This window comes from Primorskyibacter sp. S187A (assembly GCF_049800955.1).
Classification (GTDB): Bacteria; Pseudomonadota; Alphaproteobacteria; order Rhodobacterales; family Rhodobacteraceae; genus JAKVBH01.
Genome location: NZ_JBNAGA010000002.1, coordinates 1,099,983 through 1,119,729, shown reverse-complemented (window position 1 = coordinate 1,119,729; position 19,747 = coordinate 1,099,983). Strand labels below are relative to the sequence as shown.

22 protein-coding genes are annotated in these 19,747 nt (G+C 62.9%); 14 read left to right on the top strand and 8 right to left on the bottom strand.

Annotated elements, in window-relative coordinates:
* Positions 1 to 74: 74 nt before the first annotated feature.
* The 3 genes from ACP15S_RS16480 to ACP15S_RS16470 all read right to left on the bottom strand — a co-directional run bounded on the left by ACP15S_RS16480 (position 75) and on the right by ACP15S_RS16470 (position 3,033).
* A complete protein-coding gene (locus ACP15S_RS16480) occupies positions 75 to 2,051 on the bottom strand; it encodes a YfbK domain-containing protein (protein WP_425040719.1) in 1,977 nt (658 codons plus the stop codon).
* A complete protein-coding gene (locus ACP15S_RS16475; RefSeq protein ID WP_425040926.1) occupies positions 2,048 to 2,584 on the bottom strand; it encodes an RNA polymerase sigma factor in 537 nt (178 codons plus the stop codon). Before ACP15S_RS16475 ends, ACP15S_RS16480 begins: the two co-directional genes overlap by 4 nt.
* Before the next feature lie 62 nt (positions 2,585 to 2,646).
* Positions 2,647 to 3,033 (bottom strand): hypothetical protein, encoded by a 387-nt coding sequence (locus ACP15S_RS16470; RefSeq protein ID WP_425040718.1) that lies wholly within the window; start codon positions 3,031 to 3,033, stop codon positions 2,647 to 2,649.
* Positions 3,034 to 3,179: 146 nt separating this feature from the next.
* Here ACP15S_RS16470 and msrB point away from each other — a divergent pair, with 146 nt between their 5' ends.
* Both msrB and msrA read left to right on the top strand, forming a co-directional pair.
* Positions 3,180 to 3,623, top strand: coding sequence for a peptide-methionine (R)-S-oxide reductase MsrB (msrB, locus tag ACP15S_RS16465; RefSeq protein ID WP_425040717.1), 444 nt, complete (start codon positions 3,180 to 3,182; stop codon positions 3,621 to 3,623).
* Positions 3,620 to 4,123 carry a peptide-methionine (S)-S-oxide reductase MsrA gene (gene msrA, locus ACP15S_RS16460; protein WP_425040716.1) on the top strand — a complete coding sequence of 168 codons (504 nt, stop codon included), beginning with the start codon at positions 3,620 to 3,622 and terminating at the stop codon, positions 4,121 to 4,123. The genes msrB and msrA overlap by 4 nt, the downstream gene beginning before the upstream one ends.
* Positions 4,124 to 4,198: 75 nt before the next feature.
* On the opposite strand, the gene ACP15S_RS16455 is transcribed toward msrA, so the two are convergent.
* Positions 4,199 to 5,170, bottom strand: coding sequence for an ABC transporter substrate-binding protein (locus tag ACP15S_RS16455; RefSeq protein ID WP_425040715.1), 972 nt, complete (start codon positions 5,168 to 5,170; stop codon positions 4,199 to 4,201).
* 130 nt (positions 5,171 to 5,300) lie between these two features.
* Between ACP15S_RS16455 and ACP15S_RS16450 the strand changes: the two genes are divergently transcribed.
* The 9 genes from ACP15S_RS16450 to ACP15S_RS16410 all read left to right on the top strand — a co-directional run bounded on the left by ACP15S_RS16450 (position 5,301) and on the right by ACP15S_RS16410 (position 13,488).
* Positions 5,301 to 6,233 carry a 3-keto-5-aminohexanoate cleavage protein gene (locus tag ACP15S_RS16450; RefSeq protein ID WP_425040714.1) on the top strand — a complete coding sequence of 311 codons (933 nt, stop codon included), beginning with the start codon at positions 5,301 to 5,303 and terminating at the stop codon, positions 6,231 to 6,233.
* Between the two features lie 64 nt (positions 6,234 to 6,297).
* Complete coding sequence (locus tag ACP15S_RS16445) at positions 6,298 to 7,176, top strand: LysR family transcriptional regulator (RefSeq protein ID WP_425040713.1); 879 nt, start codon at positions 6,298 to 6,300, stop codon at positions 7,174 to 7,176.
* A 115-nt stretch (positions 7,177 to 7,291) separates the two neighbouring features.
* A complete protein-coding gene (locus tag ACP15S_RS16440) occupies positions 7,292 to 8,110 on the top strand; it encodes a putative hydro-lyase (protein ID WP_425040925.1) in 819 nt (272 codons plus the stop codon).
* Positions 8,111 to 8,136: 26 nt separating this feature from the next.
* On the top strand, positions 8,137 to 9,168 hold the full coding sequence (locus ACP15S_RS16435; RefSeq protein WP_425040712.1) for a TRAP transporter substrate-binding protein: 1,032 nt from the start codon (positions 8,137 to 8,139) through the stop codon (positions 9,166 to 9,168).
* 27 nt (positions 9,169 to 9,195) lie between these two features.
* On the top strand, positions 9,196 to 9,744 hold the full coding sequence (locus tag ACP15S_RS16430) for a TRAP transporter small permease subunit (RefSeq protein WP_425040711.1): 549 nt from the start codon (positions 9,196 to 9,198) through the stop codon (positions 9,742 to 9,744).
* The gene (locus ACP15S_RS16425) at positions 9,741 to 11,024 is read left to right on the top strand and encodes a TRAP transporter large permease (RefSeq protein WP_425040710.1); all 1,284 of its coding nucleotides are present in this window, start codon (positions 9,741 to 9,743) and stop codon (positions 11,022 to 11,024) included. Before ACP15S_RS16430 ends, ACP15S_RS16425 begins: the two co-directional genes overlap by 4 nt.
* A gap of 10 nt (positions 11,025 to 11,034) precedes the next feature.
* Positions 11,035 to 11,796 carry a LamB/YcsF family protein gene (locus tag ACP15S_RS16420; protein WP_425040709.1) on the top strand — a complete coding sequence of 254 codons (762 nt, stop codon included), beginning with the start codon at positions 11,035 to 11,037 and terminating at the stop codon, positions 11,794 to 11,796.
* An 8-nt stretch (positions 11,797 to 11,804) separates the two neighbouring features.
* The gene (locus ACP15S_RS16415) at positions 11,805 to 12,494 is read left to right on the top strand and encodes a 5-oxoprolinase subunit B family protein (protein WP_425040708.1); all 690 of its coding nucleotides are present in this window, start codon (positions 11,805 to 11,807) and stop codon (positions 12,492 to 12,494) included.
* The gene (locus ACP15S_RS16410) at positions 12,487 to 13,488 is read left to right on the top strand and encodes a biotin-dependent carboxyltransferase family protein (RefSeq protein WP_425040707.1); all 1,002 of its coding nucleotides are present in this window, start codon (positions 12,487 to 12,489) and stop codon (positions 13,486 to 13,488) included. The genes ACP15S_RS16415 and ACP15S_RS16410 overlap by 8 nt, the downstream gene beginning before the upstream one ends.
* A 7-nt stretch (positions 13,489 to 13,495) precedes the next feature.
* On the opposite strand, the gene ACP15S_RS16405 is transcribed toward ACP15S_RS16410, so the two are convergent.
* The 3 genes from ACP15S_RS16405 to ACP15S_RS16395 all read right to left on the bottom strand — a co-directional run bounded on the left by ACP15S_RS16405 (position 13,496) and on the right by ACP15S_RS16395 (position 15,139).
* Positions 13,496 to 14,149 (bottom strand): DUF2848 domain-containing protein, encoded by a 654-nt coding sequence (locus ACP15S_RS16405; protein ID WP_425040924.1) that lies wholly within the window; start codon positions 14,147 to 14,149, stop codon positions 13,496 to 13,498.
* 95 nt (positions 14,150 to 14,244) lie between these two features.
* Positions 14,245 to 14,625 carry a carboxymuconolactone decarboxylase family protein gene (locus ACP15S_RS16400; protein WP_425040706.1) on the bottom strand — a complete coding sequence of 127 codons (381 nt, stop codon included), beginning with the start codon at positions 14,623 to 14,625 and terminating at the stop codon, positions 14,245 to 14,247.
* Between the two features lie 118 nt (positions 14,626 to 14,743).
* On the bottom strand, positions 14,744 to 15,139 hold the full coding sequence (locus ACP15S_RS16395) for a GFA family protein (RefSeq protein ID WP_425040705.1): 396 nt from the start codon (positions 15,137 to 15,139) through the stop codon (positions 14,744 to 14,746).
* 470 nt (positions 15,140 to 15,609) lie between these two features.
* On the opposite strand from ACP15S_RS16395, the gene ACP15S_RS16390 reads away from it, so the two are divergent.
* The 3 genes from ACP15S_RS16390 (at position 15,610) to ACP15S_RS16380 (ending at position 18,383) form a co-directional block, all read left to right on the top strand.
* Positions 15,610 to 15,876: a hypothetical protein gene (locus tag ACP15S_RS16390; protein WP_425040704.1), complete on the top strand. Its 267-nt coding sequence runs from the start codon at positions 15,610 to 15,612 to the stop codon at positions 15,874 to 15,876.
* 45 nt (positions 15,877 to 15,921) lie between these two features.
* Positions 15,922 to 16,470, top strand: coding sequence for a histidine phosphatase family protein (locus ACP15S_RS16385; protein ID WP_425040703.1), 549 nt, complete (start codon positions 15,922 to 15,924; stop codon positions 16,468 to 16,470).
* 86 nt (positions 16,471 to 16,556) lie between these two features.
* Complete coding sequence (locus ACP15S_RS16380; protein ID WP_425040702.1) at positions 16,557 to 18,383, top strand: EAL domain-containing protein; 1,827 nt, start codon at positions 16,557 to 16,559, stop codon at positions 18,381 to 18,383.
* Between the two features lie 36 nt (positions 18,384 to 18,419).
* Here ACP15S_RS16380 and ACP15S_RS16375 read toward each other — a convergent pair whose 3' ends face one another.
* Complete coding sequence (locus tag ACP15S_RS16375) at positions 18,420 to 19,679, bottom strand: aminotransferase class V-fold PLP-dependent enzyme (RefSeq protein WP_425040701.1); 1,260 nt, start codon at positions 19,677 to 19,679, stop codon at positions 18,420 to 18,422.
* Positions 19,680 to 19,747: the final 68 nt, after the last annotated feature.

The following is a 19,747-nucleotide window of genomic DNA, read 5'->3' as shown; positions in this document are numbered from 1 at the left end:
CAAATCGTACAAGATGGGTGTTGCGCTGCACCGCGGCGCGCGCGGTGGGTGCGCAACACCCTCAAATCAGCGCGTTACCTGTCCAACGTCTCACCCAGACGCATCAGCCGCAGCGCCTCGGCGCGGTAGCCGAAGCGGTCCTCGCCGCGCGCGGATGTGCCGAGATCAATCGCCTGATCCCAACCCCAAACGCCGAGATAGGGTGCATCGCGCAACAGCTGGCCGAAGCCCGCGATGGCGGCGGCGAAGCGCAGGTCGTCATCGGCGCTCAGCTCCGCACCGATCGGCTGTTCGATCAAGGTGCTGTCCTGCGCTCCCGGCGCTTTGTAGCGCAGACGGAAGAAGCCCAGCTCATCGCTCCCGCTCTCGACCGCAGGGGCCGCGTAGCGCAACGGATCGGTCAGACGCGCCTCGGACCCGACCGGCGTGATCTCGTAGAGCGCGGTCACCTGATGGCCCGCTCCAATCTCGCCCGCATCCACGGCGTCATTGTTGAAATCCTCGCGGCGCAGGGCGCGGGTCTCGTAGCCAATCAGACGATATTCCGCGACGGTGCCGGGGTTCCACTCCACCTGAATTTTCACGTCATCGGCAATCGGGAAGAGCGCGCCAGTAAGCTGATCGACGAGCACCTTTTGCGCCTCGCTCAGCGTGTCGATATAGGCCGCGGTGCCGTTGCCGGTCTGGGCCAGCGCCTGCATCGTCGCGTCATCGAGATTGCCGCGCCCGAAGCCCAGCACAGAGAGATAAGTGCCGCTGTCGCGTTTGTCGGCGATGAAATCCTCCAGCGCCTCGGGGTCTGACAGACCCACATTGAAATCCCCGTCGGTGGCCAGCAGCACGCGGGAGACCTCGCCCTCTGCGGCCATGGCGGCGGCAGTGGCATAGGCCTGTTGCAGACCCGCCTGCCCGGCGGTGCTGCCGCCCGCCTCCAGCCGGTCCAGCGCGGCGAGGATCGTGTCGCGCTCAGCGGCGGGTGTGGGGGCCAGCACTTCTCCCGCAGAACCCGCATAGGTCACGATGGCGACCTCATCCTGCGGGCGCAATTCCGAGAGCATGAGCGAGAGCGATTGCTTCAGGAGCGGCAGTTTATTGGGTTGGTTCATGGACCCAGAGGTGTCGATCAGGAAGACCAGATTGAGCGGCGGGCGTTGTTCGATAGCAGGCAAGGTGCCTTGCAGGCCGATGCGCACGAGCTGTGTTCCCGCGTTCCACGGCGTCTGCATCGCGCCCAGAGAGACGGTGAACATGTTCTCGCCCATGGGGGCGGGGTAATCGTAGGAGAAGTAATTGACCATCTCCTCGATCCGCACGGTGTCGGGCTGGGGCAGTTGACCCCGGCTGAGCATATTGCGGATCACGGCATAGCTCGCGGTGTCCACGTCGATGGAGAAGGTCGAGACGGGGTCTTCCGCGGTGACCTTGACCGGGTTAGTGTCGGCCTCCGGGAAGGCCTCTGTGTCGGCTTGCGGAACCGGCGCCTCCAGCATCGGCATAGGCAGGGGGACGGGACGCTCCGCGAGGTAGCCGCCGCCATGTTGCGCCAACCCGGTCCGCGCGCGGCTTTGGGCGGCCATGGGCGCGGCGCTCAGGCTGTCAGACGCGATTGCGGGTGCCACGGCCATGTCTTCCGCGATGATCGGTTCCGCCATCACCGGCGTACCCTGCGTCTCGACGGCCACAGCCTCGCTCTTGGCAGCAACAGGCGCTTGCGGCAGCGGGCCGCCGCCGGGGCGCAAGGCACCCAGATCCAGCACGGGCACGAAGAGCACGGCAGCGATCAGCGCGACGGCAGTGGACCCGGCCAGTGCGGCTTTGTGGGACGCGGCTTTGGGGGACAAGGTGGACAACATGGAAAACACTCCTCTGAGAAGCCCCGTTTTGGGGCGATCAGAGGTTAGACGCGGGCCATCCGCCGATCCTTGGGCGGCGACTGGAGATTTTTCAAAATTTTCCTGCGCGCGGGCCAGAACATCAGCCTTGCGCGCGGCATCGGGCGCGGGCGTGGCGGCGCGCAGCGCTTTGGCGAGATCATCAAGGTCGTCACTCATTGCTCAGCCTCCTTCAACGCCCGCAGACGTTTTTTCACTTCTGACATGCGCCACGCGACCGTCCCCTCGGAGACGCCCAGGATCTCGGCCACCTCTCCTTGTGTCAGCGGCTCCAGCACCAGCACCGCCGTCTCGCGCAGATCATCCGGGAGCGCGGCCATGGCGCGGGTTAGCCAATCCAGCGCGGCGGCGCTTTCCTCTGCCTCCGCGCGCCGGGACAGTTCGACGTCTCCCCAGCCTTCTGATGCCCGCGCATAGCTCTGCGCGCGGCGGCGGCGATCCTGGGCGGCATTGACCGTGACCCGGTAGAGCCAGGTGGAGAACCGCGCGCGCGCGTCATAGCGGGGCAATTTGCCGGGCAGGCTCTCGAAGATGTCCTGCGCGAGGTCTTCGGCCTCCGCGCGGCTGCCCGTCAGGCGGAAGGCCAACGCGAAGGTCCGGTCATAGCAGCGGGCCGCGAGCGCGCCAAAGGCCGCCGCGTCGCCTCCCGCAGCGGCCTGCGCCAGCGCATCTTCTGAAACCTTGTCCCGCATCATTCCTTTAGACGTATGCGGCGCGGCGATCCTTGGGAAGGGCGCAGATTTATTTCAACGGCTCACGAAGCACGCCTGCGCCAGACGCGCGCCACGCATTCGATCACAGCACAGACGGCCCAGACAAGCGGGAACACCGCCGTGAAATAGGCGAAGACCAACAGGCTCGCGAATTGCTGGAACACGGCCACGCGAATGAGCCAAGACCATTCCGGGCAAGAGAGGCCCTTCAGGGCATTGCCAGTACAGCCTGCTGCATCAAGCACATTCTGGCCATAAAGTTCCACGGGCAAGGTGAGCCCGGCCACGATAAGATGTGCGGCCATGATCCAGCGCAGATTGGGTAGTTGCGTGATCCACAAGAGCGCCAGAGCGGCTGCCAGACACAGCAAGATTACGAACCAGAGCAGAGCGATTCCCCTTATCAGACGGCCCGCAGGGCGTGGCATCGGCCGCTCACATGAATATATGAGCGCGCTGTGGCCTGCAAAAGGGGCATGAAAGATGGATCACGACAGTGACACCAGTGTGAAACAACGCTTTGATTTTGGCGCGCGCGGCCCATTTACTCTGAGAACCAAGACGGAGGGCTCCCATGACCCAATATGAAAAGAACCCCGATGTGATCGCGACGCTGGACCCTGTCGAGTATCACGTGACGCAGGAGAGCGGGACGGAGCGGCCCGGGACGGGCAAGTATCTCGGCAACAAGGAGCCGGGGATCTACGTCGATATCGTCTCCGGTGAGCCGCTGTTTGCGAGCGCCGACAAATACGAGAGCGGCTGCGGGTGGCCCAGCTTTACCAAGCCCATCGACAATGTGACCGAGCACCGCGACCTGAGCCACGGAATGATCCGCACCGAAGTGCGCTCCAAACATGGCGACAGCCATCTGGGCCATGTCTTCCCTGATGGGCCGACGGATCGCGGCGGCCTGCGCTATTGCATCAACTCCGCCTCGCTGCGCTTTGTGCACCGCGATGATATGGAGGCGGAAGGCTATGGGGCGTATCTCGATCAAGTGGAGGATGTGACATGAGCGATGCACGCGCTGTTCTGGCGGGGGGATGTTTCTGGGGGATGCAGGATCTGATCCGCAAGCTTCCGGGCGTCATCTCCACCCGTGTGGGCTATACCGGGGGCGATGTGCCCAATGCGACCTATCGCAACCATGGCACCCATGCGGAGGGGATCGAGATCATCTACGATCCGGCAGTGATCACGTACCGGCGGCTGCTGGAGGTCTTCTTCCAGATCCACGATCCGACAACGCTGAACCGGCAGGGCAATGATGTGGGCATGTCCTATCGCTCCGCGATCTACTACGTGGATGAGGACCAGAAGGCCGAGGCCCTGCGCACGATTGCCGATGTGAATGCCTCGGGCCTCTGGCCGGGCAAGGTGGTCACAGAAGTGGAGCCCGTGGGCGATTTCTGGGAGGCCGAGCCCGAGCATCAGGACTACCTCGAGCGCTTCCCCAATGGCTACACCTGCCACTTCCCGCGCGCCGATTGGGTGCTGCCGGAGACAGTGAGCTAAGGCTCAATCCGCCTGCAACAAAAACCAAAGCCGGCCCCGTGAGGCCGGCTTTTTTGTCCAATTGGGCGCGGGGATTTACTTCAACAGCGCCGAGAGGTTTTCGCGCGCGGCATCGTTGAGCCAGTTTGACCAAACATCCTTGTAAGACGTCAGGAAATAGACCGCCGCCTCCTCGTAAGACGCGCCATTGTCGTCCTGCCAGGCCAGAACCTCGTTCATCTGCGCATTGGTGTAGCTCATCTGACGGAAGAACTCGGCCACCTCCGGCTCCCGCTCGACAAAGGCCGCGCTCGCGGTTGTCACGACATCGGCGGGCGGATAGGCGGACAGGCCAATCTCCTCGCAACCCGGCGTCGAATTGCAGGTGTGCAGCGCCTCGTCATACCCCGCCGTCTTGACCTCGACCATCGGGTAGCGGCCCAACACGGAGGTCGGCGCCCAGTAATAGCCGAACCACGGCTCCTGAGCCTCAAAAGCCGAAGCAATTGACGTCGCCAGCGTCTCGCCCGAGCCGTGCTGGAAACGCTCAAGCCCCGAGCCCAAGGCATCTGCCGCCGTCAAATTGCTGAGGTTGGTGACATCACAGCCCCAGCCCACCGGACAGTCGTGAAACCGGCCGCCCACAAGCTCAGGGTTCGCCAAAACGCCCTCAAGCGTTGTCAACTCGGGATGTTTCTCCGCCAGGTACTGCGGGATCCACCACGCTTCAACGCCACCGTCAGAGAGCACTTTGGCCAACTCGACGACTTTGCCTGCATCGCGCAGCTCAAAGTAAATCGGCGTGTAGATCGTCCACAATTCCGTCACGACGTCGGGCGCGCCTGTCTCGGCCAGCGATGTCATGGCCGGGACGGTCGTCGTGGGCACGCGGCTGACCTCACAGCCATAGCCGTTGGTCAGGATGAAATCCGCCACATGGGTCACCACGGCAGAGGACGCCCAGTCCATCTCGCTGATCGATACAGCGCCACACTCGGCCTGTGCCGCGCCTGCGGCGGCGAGGGTTGCGGCAGTGGCTGCGGCGGCAAAAAGGGGTCTCTTGGTCATGCTGGGTCTCCATTCGGGGTTAACCAAGTATTGACCAGACCGGTCCGGGATACCACGCTTGTGTTGTCACACGTGGCACTTTCTTGCGCCCGCCCGCGCGGGATCAAGCCCATCTGCACAAGGAATGCCCATGCCGAAATCCGTGATCATCACCTGCGCGCCCACCGGCGGCATCCACACGCCCAGCATGTCGCCCCACCTGCCCGTGACGCCGGCCGAAATTGCCACCGCCAGCATTGAAGCGGCAGACGCTGGCGCCTCGATCATTCACCTGCATGCCCGCCACCCCGAGACCGGCAAGCCCGATCCGCGGCCAGAGCTCTTTCAGCAATTCCTGCCTGTGATCAAACAGGCGAGCGATGCCGTCATCAACATCTCGACGGGCGCCGGGCTTGGCATGAGCATGGATGACCGGTTGCGCGCCGCCACGTCAACGAGCCCCGAGATGGCCTCGCTCAACATGGGGTCGATGAATTTCGGCATTTTCCCGATGCTCCAGCGCTACACCGAGTTTGAATTTGACTGGGAGCGTGAGTTCCTGGAGATGACCGAGGATTTCATTTTCCCCAATACGTTCAAGACGATCCGCTACGCCATTGAAAAGCTGGGCGGTGAGCATGGCACGCAATTCGAGTTCGAATGTTACGATCTGGGCCATCTGTATAACGTGAAATGGTTTGTCGATCAGGGGATCATCAAGCCGCCGTTCTTCATCCAGATGGTCTTTGGCATTCTGGGCGGCATGGGCGCCGATGCCGATCACCTGACCCATCTGCACAATACAGCCGACAAGCTTTTTGGCCCGGAGAATTACGAATGGTCCGTTCTGGCGGCGGGCCGCCATCAGATGCGTTTTGCAACACAGGCCGCCATGCGCGGCGGCAATTTGCGCGTCGGGTTGGAGGACAGCCTGTTCATCGGCAAGGGCGAGCTGGCCACGTCCAACGCCCAACAGGTGGCGAAAATCAGGACGATCATCGAAAACCTGGGCCTCGATGTGGCCACGCCCGCAGAGGCCCGCGCGCGGCTGGCGCTCAAGGGGGCGGATCGGGTGAATTTTTGACCCCATGCTCTCAAGCTTGAGGTTATAGGTTTCCCTGAAAGCTGATCGCTTTTATGGATCACCCATGACCTTTGACCAACTCAAGACCTTCCTCTGGGTGGCCCGGCTCGGCGGGTTTCGCCGCGCGGCGGAGCGGCTCAACCTCTCGCAGCCCGCCGTCTCGACACGCATTGCCAATCTTGAAGACGAGCTGCGTGTGCCGCTTTTCGAGCGCGGCCCCGGCGCGCTTGTGTTGACCAAACAGGGCACGTTGCTTCTCTCATATGCCGAGCAGATGCTCTTTGTGGAAGAAGAGATCAAAGCCCGTGTGGCCAATCCTTCCGAGGCCGAAGGGCTCTTTCGCGTGGGCGCGTCCGAGACCATCGCGCAAGCCTGGTTGCCGGATTTTCTCAAGGCTTTCAATGAGCACTACCCGCGTGTGAATGTGGATTTGACTGTGGATATCTCGCTCAACCTGCGCGCCGCGCTCCTCGAGCGGAAGCTCGATCTGGCGCTCCTGATGGGGCCGGTTTCGGAGTTCACTGTGGAAAACGTCGAGCTGCCGTCCTTTGATCTGCATTGGTATCGCGCGAGCGCCAATCCGCAGACAGACCTGGCCGAGATCCCGGTGATCTCCTATTCGAGCCAGACCCGCCCCTACCGCGAGTTGATGTCGGCGCTGTCGCGCCGCGTGGGGCCAAAATTGCGGGTCTATGCCTCTGCGTCGCTCTCCGCGAGCCTCAAGATGATTGCGGCGGGAATCGCCGTGGGCGCTTATCCGCGTGCCTTGGCGCAGGCCTATCTGGATGCCGGACAAATCGTTGAATTTGAACCCGGATTTCAGCCACAGCCCCTGGCCTTCACGGCCTCGTACCTGTCGGAGCCGCGGAGCTTTCTCGTAGAAAACAGTGCGGCGATGGCCCGCGACGTGGCCGAGGCCTGGGACGCGCAGCACAATCGGTGACATCAAATTTATCTATCACTCTTGATACAAATTGATAATTTGATTGATGTGCTTTTCCCATGTGATGCTCCCTCTCAAAGGTCTTGAGGGCGAAGGTTTGGGGGGCCATGCCACGATGTCAGCACGTCTACATTCCGATCTGGTGTCTGCCTCGGCCTCCGAGGTCCGCGCGGCCGTGCGCGGCGCGCAATACGCGGGGCATACGGCGGGTCTGGCCGCGGGCAAGTTGCAATGCAATCTCGCCATTTTGCCTGAGGCCCATGCGCTGGATTTCCTGCGCTTTTGCCAGCGCAACCCCAAGCCCTGCCCCATCGTGGGGGTCAGCGATAGCGGCGATCCAAGCTTGCCGACGCTGGGCTACGATATCGATATCCGCACCGATGTTCCAAAATACCGCGTCTTCCGGGATGGGGCGCTGAGCGAGGAACTGACCGACATTTCCGATGTGTGGCGCGATGATCTCGTGACCGTGGCACTGGGGTGCTCATTTACCTTTGAGAACGCCTTGCAGCGGGCGGGCATTCCGGTGCGCCATGTGGAGACCGGGCGGAATGTGCCGATGTATCGCTCCACTATCGATCTTGTGCCCGCCGGGCGCTTTGGCGGGCAGATGGTTGTCACGATGCGGCCCATTCCCGAGGGCCAGGTCGAGGCGGCGCGCGAGATCAGCCGCCGGTTTCCCCAGGCCCATGGCGCGCCCATTGCGGTGGGAGATCCCGCGGCCATTGGCATAGCCGATCTCTCACAACCTGACTGGGGCGACGCCGTTGATATCCATCCCGGCGAGGTTCCGGTCTTCTGGGCCTGCGGGGTGACACCCCAGAACGTATTGCTTGCCGCAAAGCTGCCGCTCTGCATCACCCATTCGCCCGGTCACATGCTGATCGCGGATGTGGCCGAAGATGCCGAAACCCCGATCCTGACCCATTCATAAAACGAGCCAACAAGGAGTTTACCCAAATGAAACAGACACTTGCCATTCTCGCCGCAAGCACCGCACTGGCCGCGCCCGCGTTTGCAGAGACCCTCTCGGTCGTGGGCAGCTGGTCCAGCCTGCCGCTGCACAAGCAATATGAAGCGCCCTTCTGGGGCACGGCTCTGCCGGAGGCCTCGGGCGGTGATCTGACGGTCGAGCTCACGACGCACAACCAGATGAGCCTCGGGCTGGGCGACATTTACCCGCTGCTGGGTCAGGGCGTCTATGACGTGGCCATGACGGTGGCCGATTACGCCGTGGCCGATGCGCCGGAGCTCGAAGGGCTCGACGTGCCGCTTCTGGCGCTGAGTGCAGATGAGGCCCGCGCCATGGTCGATGCGGCCCGCCCGATGGTCGCAGACATCTACCGCGACCGCTTCAACTCCCACGTTCTGGCCATCGCGCCCTATCCGCCGCAGGTCGTTTTCTGCAACCATGAGATTGCCAATCTGGGCGATCTGGAAGGCCTCAAGGTGCGGGCCTCAGGCCGGATGACGGCGAAACTGCTCGAAGCGCTTGGCGCGGAGGGCGTGAACGTCTCCTTCTCCGAAGTGCCCGGAGCCCTGCAAAACGGCGTTGTGGATTGCGCCGTGACAGGCGCAGGCTCGGGCTACAGCGCGGGCTGGTGGGAAGTCTCGACCCATCTGCTGCCGATCCCGCTGGGCGGCTGGGATTCCGTCGTCACCGCGATGAACCTCGACAAGTGGAACAGCCTCGGCGCGGACAAGCAGACGCTGATCCAAAGCGAGATCGCCAGCGGTTTCGAAGACCCCGCATGGGCCAGCGCACAGAACGCACTGGTCAATGACATCGCCTGCCTCACGGGCAATGGCGACTGCCCCGCAGGCGAGGCGCGCGACATGACGCTTGTTGAAGTGAGCGATGCGGACTTTGACCGCGCCCGCGATATCCTGACCGGCGAAGTGCTGCCCGAATGGGCCGAGCGCGCGGGCGGCGATTGGGCGGCGCGCTGGAATGACAGTGTCGGCAAAGTTGTCGGCGTGAGCATCAAGTAAACGCCTGCAGGCAATGGAGCGCCCGTCATGGAACGCAAGATGATCGACAGCCTCCGGGCGCTCAACAGGGGCGTCGCGCTGATCGTGGGCTTTGGCCTGCTGCTCTGCGCGGGCTTCGTTCTGACCGATATCATCTTGCGCCAGACCGGGACGTCGCTGGGCGGCACCGAGGAGATCGCGGGCTACGCCATGGCGCTCGCGACCTCCTGGGGCATGTCCTACACGCTGCTGGAGCTGGGCCATGTGCGCATCGATCTGGTGCGCACCCGGTTTCAGAGCTTTGGCCGCGCGCTCTTTGATGTCTTCTCAATGATCGTGATGTCGGGCGTGATCATCACCATCGCGATCAAGGCCTGGCCCGTGGTCGAGCGCTCGCTCACCAATGGCTCGCGCGCCAATACGCCGCTGGAGACGCCGCTGGCGCTGGTGCAGCTGCCGTGGTTTGCGGGCTGGGTCTGGTTTGCCGTTATGTCGAGCCTGACGACGCTGGCCGCGTTGAGCCTCCTGCTCAAGCGCCGCCATGCGGAGACCGAGGCCATCGTAGGCGCTTTTGCCGAACAGGAGAGCCTGCAATGATCGGCTATGTCTCTGTCGGGCTTTTGGGCCTGCTGTCGCTCTCGATCCCGGTGGGGATTGTGCTCTTCCTGCTGGGATTTGGCGTCGATACCTTTTTCTCCAGCTTCCCGCTCACGCGCGGGCTTGGCAACATGGTCTGGTCCTCCTCCAATTCGGCGACGCTGATCGCGATCCCCTTCTTCGTTCTCCTGGGCGAGATCCTCGTGCGCAGCGGTGTGGCCGCGCGGACCTATGCGGCGCTGGATCGTTGGGTCTCCTGGCTTCCGGGAGGCCTCGTGCATGCCAATGTGGCGACGGCCACGATGTTTTCGGCCACCTCCGGCTCATCCGTGGCGACGGCTGCGACCGTGGCCACTGTCGCCATGCCACAGGCCGAAAAGCTGGGCTATGACCCCAAGCTCTTTTCAGGGGCCATCGCGGCGGGCGGCACGCTGGGCATCATGATCCCGCCCTCGATCAACCTCATTGTCTACGGTTTCCTCACACAATCCTCGATCCCGCAGCTCTTTCTGGCGGGGCTTGTTCCCGGCATCGCTCTGGCGCTGGCGTTCATGGTCATCACGGCGCTCATCTGCCTGATCAAGCCGGACCTTGGCGGGCAGCGGCGGACCTTCCCCTTCCCGCAGATGCTGCGCGCGCTGATTGACCTGATCCCGATCCTGATCCTCTTTGGCCTGATCGTGGGCTCGATCTATCGCGGCTGGGCCACGCCCACGGAGGCGGCCGCCGTGGGCGTCGCGGGTGCGCTGGTCATTGCTCTGGTCTTTGGCGGGGTCTCGTGGTCGATGCTGGTCCAGAGCCTCACGGGCACGGTCAAGATCACCTCAATGATCATGCTGATCGTGATCGGCGCGTCGTTCCTCAACTTCACGCTGGCCTCGGCAGGCCTTGGCCGCGAGCTCACGGAATTCATGACCGGGCTGGGCCTCACGCCGCTCAAGACGATCCTCGTCGTGGTCGTGCTCTACATCGTGCTGGGCTTTTTCATTGAAACGCTCTCGCTCATGGTCGTCACGATCCCGATCATCGTGCCGCTTGTGGTGGCGCAAGGCTATGACGTGATCTGGTTCGGCATTTTGATGATCGTGCTCATCGAAATGGCCTTGATCACCCCGCCTGTTGGCCTCAACCTCTATGTGGTGCAGGGCGCGCGCAAATCGGGCAGCCTGAACGAAGTCATGCTGGGGGCGCTGCCCTATTGCCTGACGATGCTGGCCATGGCGTTCCTGCTGATCGCCTTCCCGAGCATCGCGCTCTTCCTGCCCAACGCGCTGCAATAGGGGGACGGCCATGCGTATCGATCTCAATTCCGATCTGGGCGAAGGCTTTGGGCCATGGTCCATGGGCGACGATGCGGAGATGCTCTCCATCGTGACCTCCGCCAATGTGGCCTGTGGCGGCCATGCGAGCGATCCCGAGACGATGTTTGAGACTTTGAGCCTCGCGAAGGCCCGCGGCGTGAATGTGGGCGCGCATCCCGGCTACAATGATCGCGAGGGCTTTGGCCGCCGGGTAATCCCCATGTCGCCCGGGGAGATCGGGCGCATGTGTGCCGCCCAGATCGGCGCGCTTCAAGGGATTGCCGCGCAGGTGGGCATCCCTGTGACCTACGTCAAACCCCATGGCGCCTTGGGCAATCTCGCGGCGCGGGACCGAGATGTGGCCGATGCCATCATCGCCGCCGTGCAGAAGATCGACCCCACGCTCGCCATCCTCGCCATCTCCGGCACCCAGAGCGAACAGGCCGCGCGCGAGGCAGGCGCGCCCGTTTATTCCGAGATCTTCGCCGATCGCGGCTATCTCTCCTCCGGCCAGCTTGTTCCGCGCGGACAGGAGGGCGCGATGATCCATGATGCGGGCGAGGCCGCCAAGCGCTTGCTGGCCTTTCTTGAAAGCGGGCTGATGCCGGTAATCGACGGCGATCCAATCCCGCTTGCGGCGCAATCGATCTGCGTGCATGGCGACAGCCCCGGCGCGGTGGCCATGGCGCGCGAGATCCACGCCCGGCTGAGCGCGCAGGGCGTTCGCATTGCCCGGTTCGACGAGGGCTGAGACGCGAAATGGACGCGCAGTTCAAGGCCATCGCGGATCATGCCCTTTTGGTCACTTTCGCGGACGAGATCTCCGAGGCGGCCCATGCGCATGTGCTGGCACTGGACGGGCGACTGGCGGACGCCGCCCTGCCCGGTGTGATCGAGACGGTGCCCGCGCTTGTTAATCTGTTGATTTCCTTTGATCCGATGGCCACCGACCACACCGCGCTTGAGGCCGGGGTGCGCGATTGCCTGAAGGGCCTGGAGGCGCAAAGCGCGAGCGGTATCGAGCGCAAGGTGCATGTCTGCTACGAGGCCCCGTTTGCCCCTGATCTGGGTGCTGTCGCGCAGGCCACGGGGCTGACGGAAGAGGCCGTGATCAACGCGCATCTGACGGGTAATTTTCAGGTTCTGATGTATGGCTTCGCGCCGGGCTATGCCTATCTCTCAGGCGTCCCAAAGGCGATCCAGGTGCCGCGCAAATTGCAACCGTTGCGCGATGTGGCCGCCGGGTCCGTCATTATCGCGGGGCCGCAATGCCTTGTAACCACGCTTGTGATGCCCACGGGCTGGTCCATTATCGGGCGTTCGCCCACCTCGGTGCTCACCGGCGATCCCGACCGTCCTTTCCTTTTCGATGTGGGTGACCGGGTGGTCTTTGAGCGGATCGATCAGGCGCGTTTTGAGGCCTTGAGCAAGGAGGCCCGGGATGTCTGACGCCGCCTTCACCGTCTCGTTCGCCGGGCCGCTCGTGACCTTTCAGGATGCAGGCCGACCGGGGAATATGCGCTACGGTGTGGCCGCTTCCGGCCCGATGGACCGCCTGTCCTTTGAGGCCGCCCATGCGGCTCTGGGCAACCCCCCCGGGCAGACCGCCATTGAGATTTCGCTGGGCGGGCTTGTGGTGCAATGCACCGAAGGGCCCGTAACGCTGGCGATCACGGGCGGTGATTTCGTGGTCCAGCTAGGCACCCGGAAGCTGCGCTCCTGGAGCGTGCTGACGATCCAGAAGGGCGAACGCCTCTCAATCACAGCGGGCAAGGCCGGGAGCTGGGCCTATCTGGCCTTCGCCGGTCAGATCGATGTGGCGCCCTGGTTGGGCGCAAGGGCCACCCATTCGACCTCGGGCTTTGGCGGCGGCGCTGTGCAGAGCGGCACGCGGATCACCCTGTCGCAGGCCGATGTCAGGGACGACAGGCTGGGCGACATCGCGCAGCCAGAGCATCTCTCGTCCGGGCCCATTCGCGTGGTTGCAGGCCCGCAGGATCAGCACTTCGCCGATGATGCCGTGGCCAGCTTCACCACCAGCACCTACAAGGTCAGCGATGCCTATGACCGGATGGGCATGCGCCTCACAGGGCCCACGCTGGCGCTCGACGGCGCGTTGTCGATCCCGTCCGAGCCCATTGTGCGGGGCTCGGTGCAGGTCTCGGGTGATGGTGTGCCGACTGTGCTTCTGGCCGATCACCAAACGACGGGCGGCTACCCCAAGATCGCCACAATCCTGTCGTGCGACACCGACCGGCTGGCGCAGCACCGCGCGGGCCAGAGCCTGCGCTTCGCCGCTGTGACCAGCGCAGAGGCCATCACCGCCGCGCGGGCGCATCACGCGCAAAGCGCCGCGTATCTTGCGCAAATTGCCGTCGCACGCGGCTCACTGGAGCAGCGGCTCATGCGCGAGAACCTGATCCACGGATGCCTCTACGAGTGAGCGCGGCTCACGCGATGATGGGCAACGTGGTTACCTCATAGCTCAGCGTGATTGTCTTGCCCGTCACCGGATCGACCATCTCCATCCGGTAGCGGCTGGCCGGGCGCACCCCGCCAAGGGCCGCAAAGGTCCCGCAGAGCATGGCTGTCCTGTCCTCAAACCCCGCCCCGGCGCAGAGCTCGGCAAACGGCCGGATGCCCGCGATTGTGCCCTCCTGATAGAGCACCTCGCGCCCGTCTTCCTCGATGAAACAGCGCAGGATGATGTCCTCGAGATGGCCCTCAACCTCCTCAAACGCCCAGAGCTCGGCGGCCACAGGCTTGGCGCAGGCCTGTTTGGAGGCCGCCACGGAATGGCGCTCCAGATCGCGGTCCGTATGGTCAGAGGCCAGCCCGAGATAGGTCACCCCGCCCGCGCGCAAAAGCAGGGGCTCCACCTCGCCCGACGTGCCCGGCCCCAACACGTCGATGCCCGACGCCTGCGTCATGAGGCCATTGGAGACACGATAATAAAGCGGCACGGCACTGGGCGGCGCAATGCCAATGGCGGCCAGCTCATCGATGTGATGTTGCACGGCCTCCATGTTGCGCCCGGTCCAGCCTGCCACGACAAGACGGTCCAGCGTGAGCGCAAGACGCTCGTCCCCGATGGTGAAATTCATTTCCATGCTTTCGGCTCCCGTGGGTGGTGTTGCATATCTTGGGCGCGCAGGCGCGGGGCCACAAGCCCAGAGTCCCAGAGACCGAGGGGCGCGGCTCAGCCCTCTTCCAGCACCTTGCGCGCCACCCGGAAACATTCCAGCGCTTGCGGCACACCGCAATAAATGCCCACCACATGGATGATCGCCCGGATCTCCTCGGGCGAGACCCCGTTATTGATCGCGCCCCGGCAGTGGATTTCCCACTCATGCATCTTGCCCAGCGCACCAATCATGGAGAGGTTCATCATGGAGCGCGTCTTGGGATCGATCACATCGTCGCCCCAGCCAAAGCCCCAGCACCACGCTGTCATGGCTTCCTGAAAGGGTCGCGTGAATTCATCGGCGGCGGCAAGGTTCTTCTCGACATAGGCCGCGCCGAGCGTGGCCTTTCGCTGCTCCAACCCCTTGAGGAAGAGATCCTCGTCAAATGTGCTCATGGCTCTGTCCTTTTTGGTTGTCTGTCTTTGAAATCTGTAACGCATGGGGCCGTGCGGGCGCAGCCTTTGATCGCAGGGTTCTTTATCGGGTAGATCACAGGGATGATCACGGGGCTGATTATGGGGCCGCGCCCGCGTGTTTGGGCAGGTCATCCTGCACAGTCAGCCAGTCCAGCCGTTCCGCCCAATGCACATGCGCGGTCGGCTGAAAGCGCGCGGGATCATCGAGAGTGGCGGCATAGAGATGCACCTCCCCGGGCCACCGGGTGCTCATATAAAGCATGGGCGTGCCGCACTGGGCGCAAAACCCGCGCGTCACACCTGGCGAGGAGTTGAAGAAGCTGCGTGTGCCCTCCCATGTGACCTGCCCGCGGCCCATGCCGAAAAAGCTGGTCACGGGCGATCCCGTCGCGCGGCGGCAGCTCTCGCAATGGCAATGCATGGACCAGAAGGGCGAGCCCTTGGTGCGATAGCGCAAGGCGCCACAGGCACAGCGCCCATCAAAGCCCGCCATAGATCGCCTCCCGCATCCTGCGCTGCCAATGCAAGACAGGATGTTGCGAAGTCACGCCCCGCTGAGGATCAACGGACAGCGGTTCCGGCCAGCCGCCCCGGGATGACACTCGGCGTTGCACCGATGCTATGCGTTGGATGTCCTCTTGCACATGTGTCTCCCTGTCCTGCACCGCACGGCCGCTCTTTTCAGCGTCTTACCCAATGTCATAATACGACCCGCGCCCGGCCACCAGTTGATGCGCGCAGAGACATCGGACAGGCGCCATCCGAATTGCCACGTCCGCGCAAGCACGCCGTTGGGCTCAAACTTGAAGACCTCGGGATCAATGTCAAAGCGCGTCTCCGGGTCGTGGGACGTCGAGACTGAACAAAGCACGATTTCATGTGACCATGTCGACAAAGCCAATGGTGGGATAGGCGAAAGGTCCGACCGGACCCTGCCGATGACCTCCATGAGACACATTCTCCTTGGGCGCAGGCGTAGACGCGGCGCGCGTGGGGCAGCGGATCATCTCCGATTGCTGGCTCCGTGATGCAAAGGATCCAACTAACCTCGACAAGACCGGGTCGTTCGGCTCAGAGCGCGATGGCGGCTTTGCCGAATACACCACGATGCCCGCCCGGACTGCGCTGGCCATCGAGAGCTCCCTGTCTGCTGCGGAACTGGCGACCTTCTCCCGCTCGTATTCGACCGCGGAAGGCATGCTGACCCGCACCACCTTGACGCTGCGCTGAGGTTTGCGATGGTGGCGCCATCACAACAGATGAGTTGATGCCCCCGTGACCATTTACCTGATCCGCCATGCGCAATCGGCCTTCAACGCCGTCTATGACCGCACCAAGCCCGACCCCATGATCTTTGACGCCCCCATCACGGACCTTGGCGAGACGCAGGCGCTCAGGGCGCGCGAGGCTGTCCAAGCGCTTGATATCGAACAGGTTATCGTCTCACCATTGACCCGGACGCTGCAAACCGCTCATCTGATTTTCGGCCAACGCCTGCCTGTGCGCATCGATGCACGTGTCCGCGAACAGCTGACCAACAGCTGTGATGTCGGGCGCACGCCACAAGAGCTGGCGCGGGAGTATCCCCATCACGATTTTGATCATCTGGAGACCTGCTGGTGGCATGATGAAGAGAAGGACCACCGGGGGATATCGGTTGAATCAGACGCTATCCTGCAAGCGCGCGCCGACGCCTATGCGCAGTTCCTGCAGGAAAGCGGCACACGGTCCACCGCGATTGTCACCCACGGCAATTTCATCCGCGCCCTGACGGGAATCCAGCCGGACAATTGCGATATCCTGCCGTTCGACCCGCGGAAATGACGCCCTGCAAACGCCGCTAAACCGCATCAGATTGTCTCAAAAAAAGTGTTGTGGCAGAGGCCGTTGTATGGTTCTGCGGAGGCATTATGGTACCGGCCAATATCATTGAGCAGATCAAAGACAAGAGCATCGAAGGGCTCGCGCTGGGGCGCGCGGACCCTGACGATGGCGCGATCTTCATTTTTCAATGGTGCAACGCCGCTTTCACCAAGGTCACAGGGTATGACGCCAGCGACATAATCGGAGAGCGCGGCTCGCTCCTCATCGGAGAGCAGATGGCGCAGGGCCAGCATCTGATCATGATCGAAAAGCTCATGAACTGGGAACATTTCTCGGTCACCGTTCTGAACAACCGCAAGAACGGCGATCTGATGTGGCAGCAGATCACGTGGACGCCGCTGACCGATACCGAGACGGGCGACCGTTGGTGGCTGTGCTCGCTCATCGAAGTGACGGACGTGCAGCAAAAGGCGCCAAAGGATCCCACCGCCAGACCGGACGCGAGCGATGGCCAGGACCACAGCCGGTGGGACGTTTTTGCCCAGAAGATCCGGCATCTGGAGAAGGAAAACAAACGGTTGCGCGATCTGGCGCGTGTCGTGTCGCGGGAATCCCAGGAGGACTACCTGACAGGGATCTCCAACCGCCGCCATTTCGAGGTGGAATTGCAAAGCTGGACAGCGCGGCTGCGCCAGAACGGCAAGGAATTTGCTGTTTTCTACATTGATCTGGATGATTTCAAACTCATCAATGACACGCTGGGCCATCAGGCGGGTGATCAGCTGCTGACGCAATTCGCCCAAGCCCTGCGCGATCTGGCGGAGCCGGAGGATTTTGTGGCGCGGTTGGGCGGTGATGAATTCGTCATTTTCAAACGGCTCAGCGAAAGCGCGCTGGATGTGAGCAAACTCGCCGATGACATCGTCCGCAAGACCCAGGGCCCCTACCTTCTGGGAGATCGCAACGTCATGTGCTCGACAAGCGTAGGCGTCGCCATGGCCACACGCAGCACAGAACATCCCGAACGCGTCGTCGCGGATGCGGATTCTGCGCTTTATCACGCCAAGTCGCAGGGCAAGAAGCGCTGGTCCTATTTCACCGAGGACATGCACGCCGCATCCCTCGCGACGAGGCGCCTGGCCGGTGATCTGCGCAACGCCTGCGAGACGCGCGCCTTCGTGCCCTACTTCCAGCCTTTGATCGACGTGGAAACCGGCAAGATGTACAGCGCCGAAGTGCTTGTGCGCTGGCCGCATCCGGAGCTGGGGCTTCTGGCGCCTGACACGTTTCTGGCCACAGCCGCCAATCTCGGCTTTGTCAAAACCATTGACGAGATCGTCTTTGGGCATCTGCGCGATACACTGGATGTCTTTGATGCCTCAGGCGTGGATCTGCCCCGGATCGGGATCAATGTGTCCACGGCCCGTCTCGCCGATCCCACGTTCATTCATGACATCAAAAGCTCGGGCATCGATCCAAAGCGGCTGATCGTCGAAATACTGGAAACGGTCTCTCTGGAGCGCATGAGCGATGTGGTGCGTTGGGCCGTCAGTGAGCTGAACGAGCTGGGTGTGACCATCGCCGTGGATGATTTCGGCACGGGCCACGCCTCGGTGCAGGGCCTGCTGCAAATCCAGCCTTCCGTGCTCAAGATTGACCGGCAGTTCATCGATCCCATCCTCGAAAGCGAAACCTCCCGCAAGCTGGCCGCCTCCATGGTTGGCATCGGCAAGAGCCTCGGGCTGCGCATCGTCGCAGAAGGCATCAAGACCGAGGCTCAGGCCCGCGCGGCGGCCGACATGGGATGTGATTACCTGCAGGGGTTTCTCTTCGGCGCGCCCATGGATGCCACGGAACTGCACGACAAACTGGCTGCCAATGCCGGGCATTTCTGGGCGGCGCATGTGCACTGAGGCAAAGCGCGCGCTAAGGTGCGCGGGATCATTGGTCTAGGCCAAGCCGTCCACGATCTCACGGATGGCCTGCAAAAATTGCGCCACCTCCGCTTGCGAATTGTAGTGACACATGGAGACCCGCACCACCGAGGGCAGGCCCAGCGGGTCCAGAATATTGCCTGAGTAGTGATCGGCCTTGCGCGTATGCGTGCGAATGCCGCGCGCGCGCAGCGCCGTGACCACGTCTGGCGCATCCATGCCCTGAACTGCAATCGAGACGAGCCCTTCACGGCGCGGGTTGTCCACCCCGCCGATCAGCGTGATTTCCGGCATATCGGCCAAGCCCTTAAGATTGCCCGTGCCGTGGATCATCGCCTCACTCAGCGCCGCTTCATGGGCGTGGATGGCCTCTCCGGCCGCTACGATCCGCGCGCGGCGGTCCGTCTCCCCGGAGACCTCGCCGCCCAGCCAGTCAAAGTAATCAACCACATCGGAAAAGGTCACGTAGGCGCCGGTATCCCGAGTGCCGAATTCCCAGGGGTTACCGGGCGCGCCCAACAGGTGCTCATGCGGCAGGGCATGGAGCCTGTCCGACGCCCAGGCCACGCCATAGCCATGGCGGGAGAAGCATTTGTAGGGTGAGACGACATAGCCATCGATGTCATAGCTCGCGATATCGAGCCGGCCATGTGCGGCGTGCTGGATGCCGTCAACGATGATGAAGCTCTCCGGCGCAACCGCCCGGATCGCCCGGCTGATCGCTGCCACATCCATGCCCATGCCTGTCACAGGAGAGGTATGCAGGATCGTGGCCACCCGTGTCTCAGGCGTCACCTGTGCGGCATAGGCCTGAGCCTCGACAGCGCCTGTGGCATCGTCATGCGCGATCAACACATGTGCCTTGCCCATGGTCTGGGCCCATTTCGCGCAGGCGCTGCGCGTGGCGGGATGCTCAACGGTCGAGCCCAGAACATGGCCCCCCGCAGTGCCCACGATGGCCGTCCGGATCAGGCGAAAGAGCAACTCCGTGCCGCTTTCACCCACAAAGAACTGACCCTCGGGCGCATTGAAGAGCACGCGCATATCCGCCTTGGCCTTGTCGATCAGCGCCACAAGCGCATGGGCGGCGGGATTGTCGCGCCCCTGATTGTCGGGGATCGCGGCAAATCTGGCAGATGTCTCCACCACCTTGTTGAGCGTCAGCGCCCCGCCGGCATTCTCGAAAAACACCCGCGGCCCTTCAAAGGGACAGCTGTCAACATGGGCAAACCGATCCCGCACGGCCTGCATGAGAGAGGGTTCGAAATGGGACATGGCTGTCATCTCCAGAAATGGGCGCGCGCGCGGTGGGCGGACAGAGGTTGGTCCTCACAGGCATAAAC

Excerpts from the sequence above, each read along its gene's own strand:
- ACP15S_RS16400 (WP_425040706.1), bottom strand. The coding sequence starts at position 14,625 with ATGAGCACATTTGACGAGGATCTCTTCCTCAAGGGGTTGGAGCAGCGA.
- ACP15S_RS16455 (WP_425040715.1), bottom strand. The coding sequence starts at position 5,170 with ATGACCAAGAGACCCCTTTTTGCCGCCGCAGCCACTGCCGCAACCCTC.
- ACP15S_RS16425 (WP_425040710.1), top strand. The coding sequence starts at position 9,741 with ATGATCGGCTATGTCTCTGTCGGGCTTTTGGGCCTGCTGTCGCTCTCG.
- ACP15S_RS16440 (WP_425040925.1), top strand. The coding sequence starts at position 7,292 with ATGTCAGCACGTCTACATTCCGATCTGGTGTCTGCCTCGGCCTCCGAG.
- ACP15S_RS16450 (WP_425040714.1), top strand. The coding sequence starts at position 5,301 with ATGCCGAAATCCGTGATCATCACCTGCGCGCCCACCGGCGGCATCCAC.
- ACP15S_RS16410 (WP_425040707.1), top strand. The coding sequence starts at position 12,487 with ATGTCTGACGCCGCCTTCACCGTCTCGTTCGCCGGGCCGCTCGTGACC.
- ACP15S_RS16380 (WP_425040702.1), top strand. The coding sequence starts at position 16,557 with ATGGTACCGGCCAATATCATTGAGCAGATCAAAGACAAGAGCATCGAA.
- ACP15S_RS16395 (WP_425040705.1), bottom strand. The coding sequence starts at position 15,139 with ATGGCGGGCTTTGATGGGCGCTGTGCCTGTGGCGCCTTGCGCTATCGC.
- ACP15S_RS16475 (WP_425040926.1), bottom strand. The coding sequence starts at position 2,584 with ATGCGGGACAAGGTTTCAGAAGATGCGCTGGCGCAGGCCGCTGCGGGA.
- ACP15S_RS16405 (WP_425040924.1), bottom strand. The coding sequence starts at position 14,149 with ATGAATTTCACCATCGGGGACGAGCGTCTTGCGCTCACGCTGGACCGT.
- ACP15S_RS16375 (WP_425040701.1), bottom strand. The coding sequence starts at position 19,679 with ATGTCCCATTTCGAACCCTCTCTCATGCAGGCCGTGCGGGATCGGTTT.
- ACP15S_RS16430 (WP_425040711.1), top strand. The coding sequence starts at position 9,196 with ATGGAACGCAAGATGATCGACAGCCTCCGGGCGCTCAACAGGGGCGTC.
- msrA (WP_425040716.1), top strand. The coding sequence starts at position 3,620 with ATGAGCGATGCACGCGCTGTTCTGGCGGGGGGATGTTTCTGGGGGATG.
- msrB (WP_425040717.1), top strand. The coding sequence starts at position 3,180 with ATGACCCAATATGAAAAGAACCCCGATGTGATCGCGACGCTGGACCCT.
- ACP15S_RS16445 (WP_425040713.1), top strand. The coding sequence starts at position 6,298 with ATGACCTTTGACCAACTCAAGACCTTCCTCTGGGTGGCCCGGCTCGGC.
- ACP15S_RS16480 (WP_425040719.1), bottom strand. The coding sequence starts at position 2,051 with ATGAGTGACGACCTTGATGATCTCGCCAAAGCGCTGCGCGCCGCCACG.
- ACP15S_RS16415 (WP_425040708.1), top strand. The coding sequence starts at position 11,805 with ATGGACGCGCAGTTCAAGGCCATCGCGGATCATGCCCTTTTGGTCACT.
- ACP15S_RS16420 (WP_425040709.1), top strand. The coding sequence starts at position 11,035 with ATGCGTATCGATCTCAATTCCGATCTGGGCGAAGGCTTTGGGCCATGG.
- ACP15S_RS16470 (WP_425040718.1), bottom strand. The coding sequence starts at position 3,033 with ATGCCACGCCCTGCGGGCCGTCTGATAAGGGGAATCGCTCTGCTCTGG.
- ACP15S_RS16435 (WP_425040712.1), top strand. The coding sequence starts at position 8,137 with ATGAAACAGACACTTGCCATTCTCGCCGCAAGCACCGCACTGGCCGCG.